The sequence below is a fragment of the Lawsonibacter sp. LCP25S3_E2 genome (assembly GCF_052117285.1).
GTDB lineage: Bacteria > Bacillota > Clostridia > Oscillospirales > Oscillospiraceae > Lawsonibacter.
In genome coordinates this window covers 67,866-85,815 of record NZ_JBQKJL010000003.1, presented here as the reverse complement: position 1 = coordinate 85,815, position 17,950 = coordinate 67,866, and the positions used below count along the sequence as shown (strand labels likewise).

Annotated in this window: 11 protein-coding genes; 7 read left to right on the top strand and 4 right to left on the bottom strand. The window is 54.3% G+C overall.

Annotated elements, in window-relative coordinates:
- Positions 1-139 precede the first annotated feature (139 nt).
- The 4 genes from ACTQ3R_RS04165 to ACTQ3R_RS04150 all read right to left on the bottom strand — a co-directional run bounded on the left by ACTQ3R_RS04165 (position 140) and on the right by ACTQ3R_RS04150 (position 3,344).
- Positions 140-1,540, bottom strand: coding sequence for an NCS2 family permease (locus ACTQ3R_RS04165; protein ID WP_441778143.1), 1,401 nt, complete (start codon positions 1,538-1,540; stop codon positions 140-142).
- 58 nt (positions 1,541-1,598) lie between these two features.
- Positions 1,599-1,796 (bottom strand): hypothetical protein, encoded by a 198-nt coding sequence (locus ACTQ3R_RS04160; RefSeq protein ID WP_441778142.1) that lies wholly within the window; start codon positions 1,794-1,796, stop codon positions 1,599-1,601.
- 27 nt (positions 1,797-1,823) lie between these two features.
- On the bottom strand, positions 1,824-2,540 hold the full coding sequence (locus tag ACTQ3R_RS04155; RefSeq protein WP_441778141.1) for a hypothetical protein: 717 nt from the start codon (positions 2,538-2,540) through the stop codon (positions 1,824-1,826).
- Positions 2,541-3,020: 480 nt separating this feature from the next.
- Positions 3,021-3,344: a helix-turn-helix domain-containing protein gene (locus tag ACTQ3R_RS04150; RefSeq protein ID WP_441778140.1), complete on the bottom strand. Its 324-nt coding sequence runs from the start codon at positions 3,342-3,344 to the stop codon at positions 3,021-3,023.
- A gap of 122 nt (positions 3,345-3,466) precedes the next feature.
- Here ACTQ3R_RS04150 and ACTQ3R_RS04145 point away from each other — a divergent pair, with 122 nt between their 5' ends.
- From ACTQ3R_RS04145 to ACTQ3R_RS04115, 7 genes are all read left to right on the top strand, one after another.
- Complete coding sequence (locus ACTQ3R_RS04145; protein ID WP_441778139.1) at positions 3,467-6,559, top strand: EAL domain-containing protein; 3,093 nt, start codon at positions 3,467-3,469, stop codon at positions 6,557-6,559.
- 280 nt (positions 6,560-6,839) lie between these two features.
- Positions 6,840-13,520, top strand: coding sequence for a GLUG motif-containing protein (locus tag ACTQ3R_RS04140; protein WP_441778138.1), 6,681 nt, complete (start codon positions 6,840-6,842; stop codon positions 13,518-13,520).
- A complete protein-coding gene (locus ACTQ3R_RS04135; RefSeq protein ID WP_441778137.1) occupies positions 13,517-14,302 on the top strand; it encodes a hypothetical protein in 786 nt (261 codons plus the stop codon). Before ACTQ3R_RS04140 ends, ACTQ3R_RS04135 begins: the two co-directional genes overlap by 4 nt.
- Positions 14,299-14,622 (top strand): type IV pilus modification PilV family protein, encoded by a 324-nt coding sequence (locus ACTQ3R_RS04130; RefSeq protein WP_441778136.1) that lies wholly within the window; start codon positions 14,299-14,301, stop codon positions 14,620-14,622. The genes ACTQ3R_RS04135 and ACTQ3R_RS04130 overlap by 4 nt, the downstream gene beginning before the upstream one ends.
- Positions 14,619-15,140: a PulJ/GspJ family protein gene (locus tag ACTQ3R_RS04125; protein ID WP_441778135.1), complete on the top strand. Its 522-nt coding sequence runs from the start codon at positions 14,619-14,621 to the stop codon at positions 15,138-15,140. Before ACTQ3R_RS04130 ends, ACTQ3R_RS04125 begins: the two co-directional genes overlap by 4 nt.
- Positions 15,137-16,843, top strand: coding sequence for a GspE/PulE family protein (locus tag ACTQ3R_RS04120; protein ID WP_441778134.1), 1,707 nt, complete (start codon positions 15,137-15,139; stop codon positions 16,841-16,843). Before ACTQ3R_RS04125 ends, ACTQ3R_RS04120 begins: the two co-directional genes overlap by 4 nt.
- Positions 16,840-17,940 carry a type IV pilus twitching motility protein PilT gene (locus ACTQ3R_RS04115; RefSeq protein WP_441778133.1) on the top strand — a complete coding sequence of 367 codons (1,101 nt, stop codon included), beginning with the start codon at positions 16,840-16,842 and terminating at the stop codon, positions 17,938-17,940. The genes ACTQ3R_RS04120 and ACTQ3R_RS04115 overlap by 4 nt, the downstream gene beginning before the upstream one ends.
- Positions 17,941-17,950: the final 10 nt, after the last annotated feature.

The following is a 17,950-nucleotide window of genomic DNA, read 5'->3' as shown; positions in this document are numbered from 1 at the left end:
AGAAAAAAGGAAAAAGGGGTTCTCGCAGGCCGGTTTTCTGCGGGAACCCCTTTTTTCTGTACCAGCGCCTTGAGGCGGGGAGAGGCTACGCAGAGATCCATTGCCGCATGCGTAACCGTGTCCATATTTCCTCCGCTTGTCAATGAGTGACCAGGAACATCACCGTAAACAGCCCCGCAATGACCCAGGTCCCCACATTGAGCTCTTTTCCTCTGCCGGAAAACACCTGGATCAGAACGTGGGAGAGAATGCCAAAAGCGATTCCATAGGAAATGTTGTAGGTCATAGGCATGATCGCCAGGGTCAGGAACGCCGGAACAGCCTCTCCGGTGTTTTGCCAGTTTATTTTTTTGGTACAGTCCATCATGAGAATGCCCACATAGATCAAAGCCGCCGATGTGGCGCAGTTTGGCACAAGGGAGGCCACAGGGCTGAAGAACATGGCAAGGAGAAAGAGTCCGCCGGTGGTCATAGCGGACAGTCCGGTCTTACCGCCCTCGGCGATGCCGGCGGAGGCCTCCACATAGGAGCTGACTGTGGAGGTCCCGCACACGGCGCCGCAGACCGTGGCCACGGCGTCAGCCAGCATGGCCCGCTCCATATTGGGCACCTCACCTTCCTGGGTCAGCAGATTACCTCGGGCACAGGCGCCGTATAAAGTTCCGATGGTATCAAACATATCGACCAGGCAGAAGGCCAGAGAGGTAGTGCTGATGAGCAGGGCCAGCTCTGCGGGGTTATGGTCGACCAGATAGTAGGAAAAGTCAAAACCCTCTGTAAAGACCCGGCCAAAGGCCGAGGCGCCAAATTCCCCGAATGCCGTAAAGGGATTTAAATTCAGAGCGGTATTAAAATCGGAATAGAACCCCGGAACGGTAATGCCCAGCAGGTAATACAGGAGGGTGCCTCCCAGGATGCCCCACAGAACGGCGCCCTTTACCCCCCTGCATGTCATAACGGCAATGGCGGTCAGGGCGGCCAGGGTCACCAGAATGGGCATCACATCCGACCAGGCGGCTGAGCCGAAAAACAGATTGAATGACGCCAGGTCCACAAAAGTTTCGGGATCTGCCACGACGATACCGGCGTTCTGCAGTCCGATAAATGCAATAAACAGGCCCACTCCCGCAGGAATGGTCAAGCGTACGGATGTGGGAATGGCGTGAAAGATCTTTTTCCTAAGACCGGTTACCGTTAAAATGACAAAAGCGATTCCGTCCAAAAGGATCAGGACCAGGGCGTTGGCGTAGCTCAACCCGAAGCCCATGCACACGGTATAGACAAAAAAGGCATTGGAGCCCATGGCAGACGCCTGGGCCAGGGGCAGATTGGCCAGAAGTCCGATCAGAATCGTACCAATGGCTGCGGAGAGGGCTGTGGCGATATAAATTGCAGAATAGGACACGCCGGGCAGCTCGGCAAACATACCGGAGTTTACCATAAGGATATACGCCATGGTCATGAATGTAGTCAGGCCTGCCAGAAGCTCCGTGCGGATATTAGAACCCTTTTCAGTAATGTGAAACAGCTTTTCTGCCATCGCTCTGTCACTCCTTTCTCGGCCGGCGGGTCAGTCCCCGGCAGGTTAGCCATCCGACTTATTGAATTATGCCATGATCCCGCGCCAGCGCCTCGATGCTGCGGTCGTAGGTGGCTTCCGCCTCCTTGGAGAAGAAACAGCCCGGCACGCCTTCGTTGTGATCGCGATGGTGGGCGACACATTCGCAGCATTTTCCGTGCCGGGGGCAGGCGTAGGTGCAGGGGCACTCCCGCTGATTGTCACAGTGTTGTTCCATATGTCTTTTCCTTTCTCTCATCAATGATCAGGATCGGGACCCCAACCAGTCCACAAAATCCTCCGTGGAATAGGTAAAGGCGATCTCTGCCTTACTCCCGTCAGCAACTAGAAATTCGGTGAGGCCATAGGGCGAATCCCCGCCGCTCCAGTCGTAGGTGTAGCCCAGCCTGGTCCAGGGGTAGTCGCTTTCAAAATAGGAATAGAGAATATTGCTGTCAAACCATGCTCGGTACGCCGGGTCTGTGACCTGATCGTACCCGTTCGTCATCTGGGCGGTCACATCGGTGACATAGGCGGGGCGGATCACCTCAGATGGATCTACCCAGAAGGCGGTGAAGCGGGTATACCCTTCGTCGGCATGAACGCCCAGCAGCTGCGCAAACCGCAGCTCCCAGTCAGTGACACTGTGGTTGTTTTCCAGGTACCAGTCTGTCAATTCCCCCAGAGAGGTGGCCCAGATATCCTGGTGTTCCAATGCTTCTCCCGGTTTGCATGGCTCTTCGTAGCTGTGCCAGGTGACCAACAGCACCCGCTCTCCCGTCTCGTCCCAGATGACCTGTGGGTCCTGCTGGGTCAGGCAGACCAGCTCTTTTACCTCGCTGTCCTCGCTGAATACTGCATCGGCCATGGCGGCTTCCCACAGCTGCTCAATGGAGGGTGGGGGCTCGCTTACACATCCAGCCAGCGGCAGCAGACTCAGGATTAGCCAGGCGGCAACCGCAGCAAATCGCTTGCTTCTCAAAATCAATGGATTCCTCCTTGCTGAGACTACTGCAGTTGCCTGGATTTGAAACTTTCCGGCACTGCTTGCTCCTTTCCTGCTTGGGTGTAAGTTTAGTTTAATGATAATTTTGTCATTGTGAACCAAATGCAAAAAATTTGCCTCCTTTTGCGCAAAATCGGTAAACAGCCCCCGCTTTTCGAAAACGGTTCGAAAAACGGGGGCTGACTTGTGCGGAAAGCCTTGTCAAAACTGATTTTTCTGTTTATAATTATTTCTGAGCCGATCCTGAAAGCTCGGATGTCTGCCCATCATGCGCTGTGCATACAGTCAAAATAATGCAGTGATTTCCGGTCTGAAGGGATTCGGCTTTATTGGTCTATTTTAATAGAAAATACTGCCGTGTACAGCAAGCAAATTTTACGCAAATAGCCTTGGATTTTACATCGGCGGTAGAGGGTTGGTGGTTGAAAATATATAATGTTCTATAACAGAATCTGTTTACTTCAATTGTGAAAGCAGTTCCAGGATGTGTAATGCGGCGAGCTTTACCCTTGGAGTACACAGCTGAAACAATTCTAATATTTTTTCACACTGATAGTGGTTTGATTCTACGGAGACCCCGCAAAAGAGATATGCCAGATCACAGTCCAAAAATCCGCAAAGCCTTTCATATACATCCAGCGATGGCTTGGCGTGACCATTCTCTATTCGGGATAGATATACTGGCGTGATATCGGCCATTTCCGCCAACTGATCTTGTGACAGCTTCTGGCTGATTCGCCGGTTCTTTATTCTGCTGCCTATAAGCTTATAATCTATCACGAATCATCACCCCACAACACTTTAGCAAAGTTAATCTTTCATTTTAATAAACTTATAGTTGAACTTGATTTGTTGGTTTATGCTAGGTTATAATAGCCCAGATACGGGGAGGAGAAACTTCTTTGAAGATATGGGAATTCTTTGAGAAAATGGATGAAATGGTATACGTTACTGACGTTGAAACCAATGAACTCATTTACATGAATCAGAAGCTGCGTAATTCCATGGAAATCCATGATGATAAACAATATATCGGGAAAATGTGTTATGAAATTTTGCAGGGAAAGAGCAGCCCCTGCGAATTTTGTACAAATTGCAGGTTGAAAACCGGGGAGTTTCTTACCTGGACGCATATGAATCCGGTTATGAACAAACGGGTTCTGCTGAAAGATACACTGGTGGAAGAAAACGGGAAACAGTATCGAATTGAACTTGCCATTGATGCGGATTCGGAAAACAGCTGTAAGCCGTCTTATTTTTATACGCGCAGTGAAACGATATTAAACGAATGCCTGCACAAGGTTTTCTCAACGGCAAACGCAGAGGAATCCATTGACCAAATGCTCCAATACATTGGCGAGACCTTTCACTGTGACCGAACTTATATATTTGAGCTCAATGAATCACGCGTGGCGAGCAACACCTATGAATGGTGCAAACATGGCGTTACGCCGCAGAAAGAGTTCTTGCAAAATATTCCCTATTCGGCCATTGAGTGGTGGATGAAGTTATTTGCTTCTCAAAAGGTAACGGTTATTCCTGACCTGGAAGAGATTCGAGACACGTATCCCGAGTCCTACGCGATCTTAAAGCCCCAGGGAATTTGCGTTTTGGCTGCAGGGCCCATTACCTCCGACGGGGAAATTATAGGCTTCATTGGTGTAGACAATCCTGACTCCACCATGCTTCCTATGATTGAAACGCTTTTGCGCGTGATCGGGTATTTTACTTCTACCCTTTTACGCCGCCGGGAATTGCTGCGGCGGATGAACGATCTGAGTTATCACGACCAACTGACGGGGGCACTGAATCGGCACGCGCTGACGGAGCAATATGGGGACTTACCCATGCGCTCTGTAGGGGTGATCTATTGTGATATCACGGGTTTAAAAGAGGTAAATGATACGTTTGGGCACAAAGCGGGTGACCAACTCATCTACCATTGTTACCAGATTCTGAAAGAGGTCGCCGACTCAAGCAGGATTTACCGCACTGGCGGCGATGAGTTCATTGTTCTCTGTCCGGAATATACCGAATCGGAATTTCAGGATACCGTCTCCAACCTTCAGAACAAAATCAGGGAAGACCAACACCATATTGCCGTTGGCTACGTCTGGTCCGACCAACAGCCGCTGAACCTTGACAAGCTGATCTCGGACGCGGACCAAGTCATGTACGAGGATAAAAGAAACTACTACCGCATTTATGGTCAGCACCCAGGCATCGAACGCCGCAGAGCAGACGACAAAAGGCTCCCATCCAAAAGCAGCACGCCCAATTCACAGACACCGCTGCAGACCTTTCTCTCCATGGTGGATTTTGATGCGGAATCGCTTATCCAGTCAGTTTCAGAGGATAACGATTCAAGCTACTTTTATTTGGGGGATATGCAAAAAGACCTGTTCTATATTTCCGATAATATGCGTGACGATTTTGGTTTCCAAAGCAATCTGGTGTATGGGCTTTTATCTGCTTGGGGAAAACGGATCAGCACGCCGGAAGATCAGGATATTTATTGGCAGGATATTACGCAAATGCTGCGTGAAAAACGGACAGTTCATGATTTGCGATACCGTATCAGAGATTCCAAAGGGAATAATCAGTGGGTACGCTGCTACGGGATCTTAAAATGGGACGAGGAGAAGACAAGACCTCTTTTGTTCTCCGGCAGAGTTACGCACCAGGACAAAAAGTTTGTCGTAGACCCTGTGACCGGGTTTCTGCGTGAGCACGCATCGTTCCGGCAGATGAATGAGCTGAGAACGAGAAACGAAAATACACTCATTATTGGCTTTAGCTTAAATGGACTGACCGAGATCAACAGCACAAGAGGGCGGGAATACGGCGATCGTTTGATCGAAAAAGTTGCCAACGCGCTGCTCGAACACCTCTCCTGGCAAATGACCTTTTACCGGCTGGAAGGCGCGCGCTGTATGGCCATTGTGAACCCCGTCTGTACACATCAGGGAGCCAAAGCCCTTGTGGAACAAATCAACGGCATCGTCAAGGCGTGCTACGAAAGCAAAGATGTAACCATTCAAAAGGCATGTGCGTTTGGAGTTATACAATACCCAAACAGTGATCTATCTCCGGAGGAGCTCATTGACCGGCTTCTCGCTTTGATCCGCGTAGCCAAACAAAATACCGCGCTGTGCTATGCGGATAATTCCACGGAACATTTTGAAGCGGCCCGGAAAATGTCCAGCATGGCGCTGACCTTGAGTCAAGATGTTATGCAGGATATGAGGAATTTCCGGATCGTCGTTCAGCCTGTGGTCTCAGCGGGTGATGGCTCCATTCTGGGCGGAGAGGTTCTGCTCCGCTGGTCTTTTGAGGGGAAGGATGTGTCCCCAGGAATTTTCATCCCCATGCTTGAGAAGGACAGTTTGATGCACATCGTGGGCCGTTGGGTGTTTGAACAGGCTGTCAGTACCTGTGTTCGGATCCATACATACAATCCCGTTTTTTATCTGACGTTTAATGTTAGTTTGCAGCAGCTCTCCGATCCCTTGCTTCTGCCGTTTATGAAGGAGACGTTAAACAAATATGGCCTGTGCGGCTCTAATTTAATTGCGGAATTAACGGAGAGCTTTCTGGATGAGCAGCCAGAAAATTTGACCCACTTTGTTCTGGAATTGCAAAAAATGGGGCTCTATGTTGCGTTAGATGATTTTGGAAGCGGGTATTCTTCCCTGCGCATGCTGCTTCGTTATCCCTCTAGTATCATTAAGCTGGATCGCTCTTTGATAGCGGAAGTAATGGAATCCAAAGAGAACCTAAACTTCATACGCAGTATCGTTTTTGCATGTCACCAATTTGGGAAAACGGTATGCATCGAGGGAGTAGAGACGGAGGAACAGAACGAACTGATTTTAGATACAGGCTGTGATATGATCCAAGGTTATTATTATTACCGGCCTATAGAATTAGGGACACTGTATGAGCTGTTAAGCAGACAGGGAAAAGAAGCGCGTGAAACGCGTGAGGAGGTTTGAAAAAACCTCAAAATGGGAGGATAAAAACCGCTCAGCTTATGCTGGGTTGAGTCAGTTTTTGATCGTCACCGGTCCAATCGGCCCATGGGAATCCATGGGCCGTATTATCGGGACGGCTATGCCGTTTCAAACTGGGCCGGGGGGACACACAGTTTAAGCGGTGCCCGCTGGCCGGCGGGATGCTCTGCCAAATGAAAATTACCATAAGGGAGAATGAACCTTGCACGGCCCTGATTGGGCCGCAGGCAGGCTTGCACCGTGGAACACAGGGGGAACTGGTATGAATGTTGGAAAGAAATACAACCAGCATGGCTTCACCGTACATGAAATGCTGCTTGTCATACTGATTTCCCTGGTTCTTCTGGCGCTGTCTGTCGTGGGGATCGTGACCTATATGCGCCACTTGCGCCTGGCCCAGTTGGATAATTCTGCCAAAGAGATTTTTCTGGCGGCCCAGAACCGGGCCATCCTCCTGCGCGGCAACCAGCAGCTGAAGGGATTGGTTGTTGAGGAGGCAAATTCCATTCAAAATGTGGATGTGATCCCCGGTTCGGATGGCGGCATCCAGATCACCGCCTACTACATTCACTGCAGCAGTTCTCATATGAACCAGCTGCTTCCCGACGGGACCATTGACCCGACCCTCTGGGATGGGGATTTCTGGATCACCTATGAGCCGGAGAGCGGCAGCGTGATCGATGTGTTCTTCTCCGATGAGGACCTTGAGGTGGGGGGTGATTTTGCCGACTTCTACAAAGAATGGCGGGCCGCCTCCAAATCCGACCGCATGGACCGCAAGCCCATGGTGGGGTACTACGGCGGAGAGTCCGCCGAAAGCGGTACCACCATTTCCCTGCGTACCCCGGTCATCAACATCTATAACGAGGATACTCTGCGGGTGGAGGTCACCTACTGGGTACCCAGGACCCTTTATACCATGGGGGAGGACGGCAACGTCAAGCTGGATGTGACCCTGACCTATCAGAGTTGGTCTGCCCGGCTGAGACAAACGGAAGCGGAAGGCTTTATGGCTACGGAGGGGACCTCCTATTTTACCTACATCTACACCTGGACGCTGGATTCGTTAGAGGAAGACGAGAGACAGTTCCGGGAGATTTTGTTCCAGGATGCCTCGGGGCTAAGTTATGGCGATGATTTCACGGTTTCCGCCGAGGTAAGCTACACCGGAACTGACTTGAAGGTCAACGGCGCCCGAAAGAGCGCCAGCGACAACAGCCTGTTTGCCAAGGACAGCGGCGGGGATACCGCCTACATTACCTGTCTGCGCCATTTGCAAAACCTGGATGCAGATTGGTCCAAAGTGTCCAGCGAGAAAACCAAAGCGGTACAAAAGGCCAATATTCAGGAAGTGGAGGGCTACAAATTCCTGCCCATTGAAAATACAGCGTTGAACAGCTATGACGGCGGGGAGTTTTCCATCTATGATTTGAATATCAGCGGGACGGGCGCGTGCGCTGGTATGTTCGGCAATTTTTCCGGCGGGGCCGGTACACCCAAAACATTGGAGAATATCCGTCTGGTCAATACGGTGCTGCAGGGCAGCCGTGGCCCGGCAGGCGCACTGGTGGGCAATGGCAGCGATCTGACCATAGACAACTGTCAGGTCTACTGGGAGAACCGTTCCGAGGAGACCACCAATCTGCGGGAGGTTCTGGGCGACAGTACCAAAGGGATCAAGTACCAAATCACCGGCAGCGGACCGGCGGGCGGTTTAGCAGGAATGCTCACCAATTCTGCCATTACCAACTGTTCCGCTTCTTCCCTGGTTGAGAGCACAGAACCTGTGGGCGGTCTGGTGGGCCGCGGCAGCGCACTTGAGATTGACGCTTCCTACGCCGCATCTTATCTGAATGGACCCACCTGCGCGGGGTTGGTGGGGGACCTGACAGGGAGCGCCGATCTTTACGGCAGCTATGCCGTTGGGTTTATTGACAGCGGCACAGCCCAAGCCAAGGCGGCCGGGCTGTGTTTGGGCGGCGGTACCGCGGCGGTAACAAGCTCTTACAGTGCCATGCTGTTTACCGCAGCGAAAACGGCAGCCAACTATCCTCTGTGTGAAAATGGCACATATACGCTGACCCACTTCCTGGCTTCCAATCACTTTAACTTTCAGCAGGATACCAATTTGGGTGTGTCTTATGGTACCCTCATTGCTTCGGAACAGTGGAGGGAACTGTTTGGCTCGGGTGTGTTCGCCTCCAAAAGTATTGTGCAGTCCCACCCCTATAACCTCCAGACTACCCTGTCCTTGAACACCTACATATACCCCGGCCTGGACAGCCTGAACCACTGGGGCGACTGGGGTGCGCAGTTCCAAGACGGAAGCCTGGTGTACTACGAAGCCTATGCCGACGGTTCCTACGGCTTTAATATCAGCGGCCTGAGCCACCTCTTTGACGACAAAACTGTGGTGGCGGACGGATATGCCGTGGCCTACAAGAGTACGGAGCCAATCTCCGGGATTGGAGCCACTTTGAAGGTGACCTATCAGACCGGGGATGACAGTACGACAAGGGAGTTTGACTACGGAGGCCAGGGAGAGCACCCCATTTATGTGGTCTATGACGTCATCGATACCGAAAAAGAAACCAATGACTATTACCTGCTTCCTCTGCCGGGGGAAGTGGTCAACAGCGGCTATGCCGCCGAGAATTTCTACCAGAAGATCACCATTCAGGATACCCCGGATCAGGCAGTTGCTGCCGCGGGAGAGAAAACCTACTACTATAGCCCCCACTTTGCCAACACCGTCCTCTCTGCCGATGAGGTCAAAGAGGAGGAACTGCCCGCCAAAGCCAAGCGGCTGCAAGTGGAAGTGCGCACCCCCCGGCATCTCTATAACCTGAGTCAGTTTGAGAGCTACTATTCCAGCGGCAACGAATATCGCTTCCTCCAGCAGCTGGACCTGGACTATGACACCTACACGGGGTATGACCTGTTTCCAGACGGCTGGGCGCAGACCCCCATCGGACTGGACGTGACAAAGCCCTTCGGGTGCGTCTACTATGGCAACTACCACAGTATTACCGGAGTGGTTCCTGCCGTTGGAGATGAAGAGGGAAAGGCCTACCAGCATGTGGGCCTGTTTGGCTACAGCATCGGCGTACTCCAGGATATTGTCTATCAGATGAAAGATGCAGATACGCTCTCTGTAACCCAATCGGGCAGCAGTTCCGAGACGCTGTATGTGGGTGGCCTGGCGGGCTATAACGGAGGTACGGTGGAAAATTGTGCCGCCTATGGCGTGCAGCTGCAGGCCAACGGCTACCAGTACAGCACTATCTATCTGGGCGGTCTGGTGGGGGAAAACCACGGCACCATACAAAGCAGCGCCGTGGAGGGGGCGTCCATCACCGCGGAAGCTTCCATGTCCCACGCCTATGCGGGGGGATTTGTGGGGGAAAATACCGCCGGCGGCATCATCGACCAGTGTTACGCTGTGGGTAAGGTGTCGGTCACTCAAGCCCGGTACGGCACGGTGTACGCCTGCGGCTTCGCTGGGCGCAGCAGCGCCACCCTCTCCCGCAGCTATGCCGCCGTCTACCTGCTGGCCGACGGCGAAGCCCAGCGCTATGGCTTTTGCCCGGACAGTTCCACAAGCTGTGTCTATCTCAACAAGGGCAACTTCACCTATCGGGATGAAAACTATGCCGCCCTGTATGAGGATTCCTTTGCTGTTCCGGTGACCTGGGCGGCTCTGGCTGGTCAGCATCAGGGAGACACCAGCGAGGGGATGCAGCAGCAGGCCGCGGCAGTGAAGGCTTTGGGCATGCAGTGGGGGGCAACGTCCACCTGGAAGGGAGATTACCCCTATCCCGCTGTGGTGACCAAGAAAGAGGATACCTCCCTGAACTATGTCCACTACGGCCAGTGGCCCGAGCAGATGGAGCTGGGCACTATGGGCGTATATTATTGGGAAAAACTGACCATTGGCGAAAGCAGCAACTATTATATCAGTGCCATTTCCATGACAACGGGACAGCAGGTGACGAAAAGCGGTACCCTGTCCACCGCCCACGGAGACGGCGGCGTGGTCACAGAATATGGATACGGATATTTTTCCCAGGTATCCGCGCAAGGCGAAGTTATGGATACCGCGCTGACCAGCACAAGCATCGGATACCATGACGACACAGGCTTTATTCCCGGCGAAAACCTGGAAAACACAGCAGCCAACGACAATCTGACTGCACTGATGGGCGGACAATATGTGTTCCACAGCTACAACACCTGGCAGGCAGCGGAAAACAAAGGCCTGTATGTGATCCGGTCCGGTGAGGCCCAAGGGAACCAGCCCCCCTACGGCACCTGGACGCTGACACAGGGGGCCTATACTCTGACGGTCCAGCTCAATCCCTTCTTTGCGGATGCCATGTCTTATGATAAAGCTGGCCAGCTTCGGAACGCCAACGCTCCCACGGACTTGCCCGGTACCGCGGCTAACCCCTACGGGGTACGGTCCATTGATCAGCTGCAGTTTATCAACTGGAATCATTCCTCCCGCAATACCAAAACCGTTCTTACCCAGGGCAGGAATGACCAATTCCCATACCTGTGCTACAAAACCAGCTGGTCTACCATCACCCGTCCCTTCTACTGGGTACAGAGCCATGATTTAACCGGAAACAAAGGTGTCTACACCCCCATTGCGGAGTTTTATGACACGACAAATGCGGCGACAGGCTTCTTGTACGGCTGGTTTGGAGGCACCTATGACGGGCAGGACTACCTGATTGCCAATGTGAACATTCAGGGACAGAAGTCCTCCTGTGCCGGCCTTTTCGGTGTGGTATTCAACGGTATGCTGCGCAATGTAGTCCTCTATTCAGAGGATGGCAATGGCTTTGTGAACAGTTATCCGAGCAAGACCGACAGCAGCTGGTACGCCATTGGCGGACTGGCCGGGTTGGCCGCCACCTCCTCTGCCCAGCGCAGCGCCATTGAAAACTGCGCTGTAGCGGGCTATACCATTACAGACAGCCACACCGGCGGCGGCAATTGGGGCGGCACCGGTCTGGGCGGTCTGGTTGGAATCTCCAATATGAATCTCTCCGGCTGCAGCGCGGTGACCCATATCGTCCTCAGCTCGAATGACAACGATAATGTCCGTGTGGGCGGTTTGGTTGGTACCAGCCAGGGCAGTATCAGCAGCAGCTATACCGGCGGCAGTATTCAGGTAAAAAACGCACAGGTCGGCAAGGAACGCGGTATCTACATCGGCGGCATCTGCGGCGGTATTTACATGAAGCCCTTGACCGTAGACAGCAACACAACGATTGGGAAAAACGGCAATTTGCAAAATGAAATCAAAAATTGCTACACCTATGTGGAGCTGCCTGCTCAGGATAGCATGAAAATCCAACTAAATACGAACGGGTGGTATGGACAGCATTATTATGGCGGCGGGATTATGGCCCTGTATGCCATTGGCGGAAACGGCGATCTGCATCAATATTATGAGAACGACCGCTATGTTCAGCATCCCAATGATGCGGGACCGGCCACTGGAGACCGCGGGCAGAGTATATGCAGCAATAATTACTACTTGAAAGACGTAGTCATGCGCAATAATCCGGATGGTATTACAATCCGCGACGGGAACAATCTTCCTATTGCAGAGACGGATATCTATACCAACAACTACGGTAATGCAGTTGCTGTCTCCATGACCTACAGGGAAATGAAGGATACGGAAGGGGCGGATGGCCTGCTGGCAAAACTGAAAAACGCCGGTTTTTCCACCGTGACCACCACCTCCTCCGGCGGAAATCCCCTCAACGGCCGGTACAGCTTTGGCTGTGACCAAAGCCTGTTGGGCCAGGACTACCCCTTCCCCACCATTCTTACCCAGGCCAGTGATCTGGTGTACAATAAGAAAGCCAGCGTCCACTACGGCGACTGGCCGTTGGCAGGTATCCGGCGTCAATACGGCGGCCTGCCGGTGAATTTGGATCTGTTTGCGGATTATGAGGAGAACAAGGGCGCAGTACATACCGAAAATCTCTCCCTGGAGGGCGTGGAGCCGGGCGGCAAATGGGAGTGGAAAAGTGCGGACGAGAAAATTGCCACAGCAGCGCTTTCCGGAGAGGAAAGCGATCACAAAACTCTGTCCATCACCGGCCTGAAAGAGGGCAGCACGGTGGTCACCGTGACCTACACCGTAGGCGGCGAGTCATACGAGCTGAACATTGAGGTCAATGTGACGGCGCAGCTGCGTCTGGCCACTGAGGCCCCAACTCCGGTGCTGGCCTTTACCAGCCAAACGGTACAGACCACGCTGGAGCTGCGGGATCGGGACGGAAAAACGCTGCCAAGCCCGTTGGAAGATCTCATCGAGCTGTCCAACCCCACAGTAAAGTTCGATTCTGACTACTTTGCCTCTGCCTCTGTGGGCCAGCAGGACGGTTTGACCTTGACCGCTGACGGCGGGACAAAAGCCGGTAATACCCAGATGACGGTGGGGTACGACTTTACCTACCTGGGAAATCAATATTACGCCACCAGCTCCATCGCCTGGAATCTGGTTACCCCGGAGATCACAGTAAAGCCCCTGGCCATTACCTTCCAGGCAGATGCTATGGAAGGAGCACAGCAAACACTCTCCTATACCGGCAAGGGAACAGAAGAGTTTATCCTGAAGGTGAACGGTACAGCCGTATCCATTGAGAATCTGCGTATTGCGGAGTTCCAAGTGGATGACGACCATACAGGCACCATCTGGGTGGACTGGGCTAAGGGCGAGGACGGCACAGTTTACAAGGATACCTTGTCCATTGAGGCCTACTGTCCGGCACAGGGTACTGCCTACGCCTCGGTGCGGATTCGGTTCCAGTATGAGTATGAGGGCAGTACACACACCGTGTGGACAGAGCTGGAGGTGCAGGTCAAAAAAGAAGCCGCCCAAGAAGGCAGCGAAGGCACACAGGAGGGGCAGCTATGATAGGCGTAATATCCCGTAAACTGCACAGTCAGCGTGGGGCCTCCATGCTGCTGGCCCTGCTGTTTCTGCTGATTTGTTCCATGGTCACCGCCTCCATTTTGATGGCGGCGGTGGCCAATGCCGGCAAGCACCGCAGCAATTTGGAGGAGCACCAGGTCTATCTGTCTCTTTCCAGTGCGGTGAGCACCCTGTGCGACGAGCTCAACCGGTGTGAATACAGAGGGCAATATTATAGCTGGAAGTATACAGAGCGGACTGGAACAGACGAGATGGGGAGACCCATTTATACGACTTACTATTGTTTTCAGCAGGATACCGGGTCATATACCTATCGTGAGGACCCGACCCCCGCGTTGGGTGTCCCCTTTCATCGCATCCTTCTAAGTGACTTTGATACGATTTTTCGCCAGGAAGCAGAGCGGAAATTAAGGGAGTCTTTCCCGGATGTGATCAATAAGACAGACCCTTCTTTGTTCCGGGACAGTGACTTTGACTATGCTATGACCCTCTCTCCGGACACCCGGATTGCGGCATTGGATGGCAGAACGGTATACGTCACCCTGAAGGTGCAGGAATCCTATGCCATCTATATTACCGCATATCTGGAAGGGCTTCCCCAGTACAAAGTTGAGGCCGAACTGACCCCAAATGATAACAAGCCGTCTTTTTCCACGCTGCAGTATGCAGGCGAAAGTGAAGATAAGATAGAACAGACTGCACCTATGCAGTGGACCCTGGGCTGGATCACCATTCTGGATGAAGAGGAAGGAGGAGGAGCATGACAGCGTTGAACAGAAAACTCCGCAGCCAGCGGGGAGAGACTCTGGTCGAGGTGCTGGCAGCCATCCTCATCGCCTCCTTGTCGGTGGCCATGCTGCTGGGGGGCGTGGCGGTTTCTGCCAATCTGGGGCGGCAGGCAGACACGGCGGACGCATACTTTTATGAAACCCTGACGGCAGCGGAAATGCGCCAAACCCCTGTGGCAAACGGGTCCGTTGAACTGACGCAAGGTGGGATATCCATTGAAATTCCCGTTCGGGTATATGGAGGCGAGGGGTTATACTCCTATGCTCTGAACACCGACGGAGGTACCGGCTCATGAAGCGCCTGCGCCAAAAACTGAAAAGCAGCCGGGGTTTAACTCTGGTAGAGATGGTTGCGGCGGCAGGGGTATTGGCCCTTCTGGGGCTGATGCTCCATACCGGCCTAATCATGGCGCAGGACAGCTACAACACCATGACGGGCGAGGCGGAAAGCCAGCTGCTCCTGTCCACCCTTACCGACCTTTTGTCCAATGAGCTGCGCTACGCACGGGATGTGGTGACGGGGGAGGGAGGAACGCTCCAGCGCTATACCAGCGTCAATTACGGCCGCAACACTACCTTGTCCCTCAATGAAAATGGGCAGCTGGAGGCTAACAAGCAGCGCCAGATGCTCTCCGGTGGAGCCTACGGCAACGGGGCCTACCGCCTGGAGACATGGAGCATCGTCTATGATGAAGCGGCCTATCTGTTTACCGTCGAACTAAAAGTGACCGGAAACCATTCTATTTCCAATGAAACCAAATTTACTGTCCGCTGCCTCAACGGCAGCGCCGGTGAAGAGGGGAGAAGCACATGAAGTACACTCGACTGGGTGACCTTCTGGTGGGCAACGGAACCATCACCCAAGAACAGCTGCAAGAGGCGCTCAAGCTCCAAAAAGAAAACGGCAAACGCCTGGGCGATATTCTCCGGGACAACCAAATTATTACGGAAAACCAGGTGATCGAGGCCCTGATGACCCAGCTGGGACTGGAGTTTATCGACCTGAACGCCTGCACCATCTCCTCGGAAATGGCCCAGCTGGTGCCCAAAAGCATCGCCAAAAAGCACCGGGTAGTCCCGGTACGGGCCACCCGAACCGAGCTGTATTTGGGGATGTCCGACCCACTGAACTTTTCTGCCATTGAAGAGGTAGCGGCGGCTACCCGCCGCCAGGTCATTCCCATGATCGCCACCGAATCCGCCCTGGAGCGGGCGGTGCAGAACCTGTACAGCAACCAGGGCACCATGAAAGCCATTGAGGATATGCGCCGGGACCTGGACTCGGGCCAGTATGGGGCCGCCATCCGGATCGGGGAGGAGTTGCATCTGGCAGCTGACGAGGAGGACGAAAATGCCGCTCCCACGATCCGCCTGGTCAATTCCATTATCCACCGGGCCTATACGGAAAATGCCAGCGACATCCACCTGGAGCCCACCGGTGAGAAGCTGCAGATCCGCATGCGCATCGACGGCGTGCTGCGCAACATCATCACGGTGCCGAGGGAATTACAGATGTCGGTGATCTCCCGCATCAAGATCATGGCCCAGATGGATATTGCCCAGAAGAACATTCCCCAAGACGGCCGTATCAATATGACGGTGCAGCAGGAGACCCTGGACCTGCGTGTGTCCACTCTGCCCACCATCCACGGGGAGAAGATCGTCATCCGTCTGCTGCGCAAGGATGCCCGTATGGTCACCATCGACGGCATCGGCCTGCAGGGGGAGAACCGGCGCAAGTTCCTGGAGCTGCTCTCGGGCAGTACAGAGGGCGTGCTGCTGGTGGTGGGTCCCACCGGCTCTGGTAAGACCTCCACCCTGTATACCATGATCGACCAGAAAAAGAGTGAGGAAGTAAACCTCATCTCCCTGGAGGACCCTGTGGAGTACCACATGGAAGGGGTCTGCCAGGTACAGATCAACGAGCGCACCGACCTGACCTTTGCCAACGCCCTGCGGGCGGTGCTGCGCCAGGACCCGGACATCATCGCCGTGGGCGAGATCCGGGACGGCGAGACGGCGGAGATCGCCATGCGGGCGGCTATGACCGGCCATCTGGTGCTCACCACCATCCACACCAATGACGCACTATCCTCCATCGACCGTCTGCTGGACATCGGGGTGGAGCCCTACCTCATCGCCGGAGCGGTGCGGGGCATCATCTCCCAGCGGCTGGTACGGAAAATCTGTCCCCGGTGCCGCCAGGCCTATGCCCCCACCCAGGAGGAGGCCGCCCTGTTGGGACTGCCTTGGAGCGAGAAGCTGACATTTTACCGGGGCGCGGGCTGCTCAGACTGTTTCCAGACCGGCTACCGGGGCCGGACGGCGGTCTTTGAGATCCTGCCCGTCACCCCTGAGATCCGCCGGGCTATCCACCGGCGGGATCTGAAGGAGCTGCAGGAGGCAGTACAACACTCCACCTTCCAGCCTCTTCTGGTCAACTGCGCCCAGCTGGTGACCCAGGGGGTCACTACCACAGAGGAAATTTTCCGAATCATAGGGAGACAAGTGGAATGAACATCAAGGAATACATCGAAAAAGCGCGGGGGGACCGGGCCTCTGACCTGCATCTGGTCTGTGCTCTGCCGCCCAAATACCGGGTGGACGGGGAGATCCGGGACCTGGAGCCCACCCCTCTCACCGGCCAGCAGTGTCTGGAGATGGCACAGGAACTGGCGGGGGACGATTTTGGCCAACTGGAGGCGGTGGGCGAGCTGGATCTGGCCCTTACCATTTCCGGGGTGCGCTGCCGCGTGAACTTGTTCCGCCAGCAGGGGGTCTACTCTGCCGCCATCCGTCTGCTCAATGACCACATTCCCCAACTGGAGGAACTGGGCCTGCCTGAGGTGGTGAAGGAATTTGCATCCTACAACCAGGGACTGGTGCTGATCACCGGCGAGACCGGCTCAGGCAAATCCACCACTCTGGCCGCCCTGCTCAACCAGATCAACCACACCCAGCGGCTGCACATCCTTACCCTGGAGGACCCGGTGGAGTACATTTATACCCCCGACCTGTGCCTCATTAACCAGCGGGAGATTGGCCGGGACACCATGAGCTTTGCCGCTGGCCTGCGGGCCGCCCTGCGTGAGGACCCGGATGTGATCCTGGTGGGGGAGATGCGGGACCTGGACACCATCCAGACCGCCCTTACCGCCGCTGAGACAGGCCACCTGGTCTTCGGTACCGTCCATACCAACTCAGCGGCCGACTCCATCGACCGCATTGTAGATGTCTTTCCCGCCGAACGCCAGCAGCAGATCCGCCTTCAGCTGTCCATGACATTGAAGGCAGTACTCTCCCAGCAGCTGCTGCCCCGCAGCGGCAAACCGGGCCGGGTGCTGGCCTGCGAAGTGATGAAGACCGACGACGCCATCCGCAACCTGATCCGGGAGGGCAAGACCCCCCAGATTCAAAACTCCATCCAGACCAGCGGCTCCATCGGCAACATCCTGATGGACCGCTCTGTGCAAAATTTGTACCGTAGTGGCGCTATCTCCTTGGAAACCATGGAGGGGGCCCGGCGGGGCGGCCCGACCCAGGCAGGGAGCTCTCCATTGGGGTCGCCCATGGGGACCGGCCTGGGGACCCGCCCCCGGAGCTTTGGCCGATGAAGGAGGGATA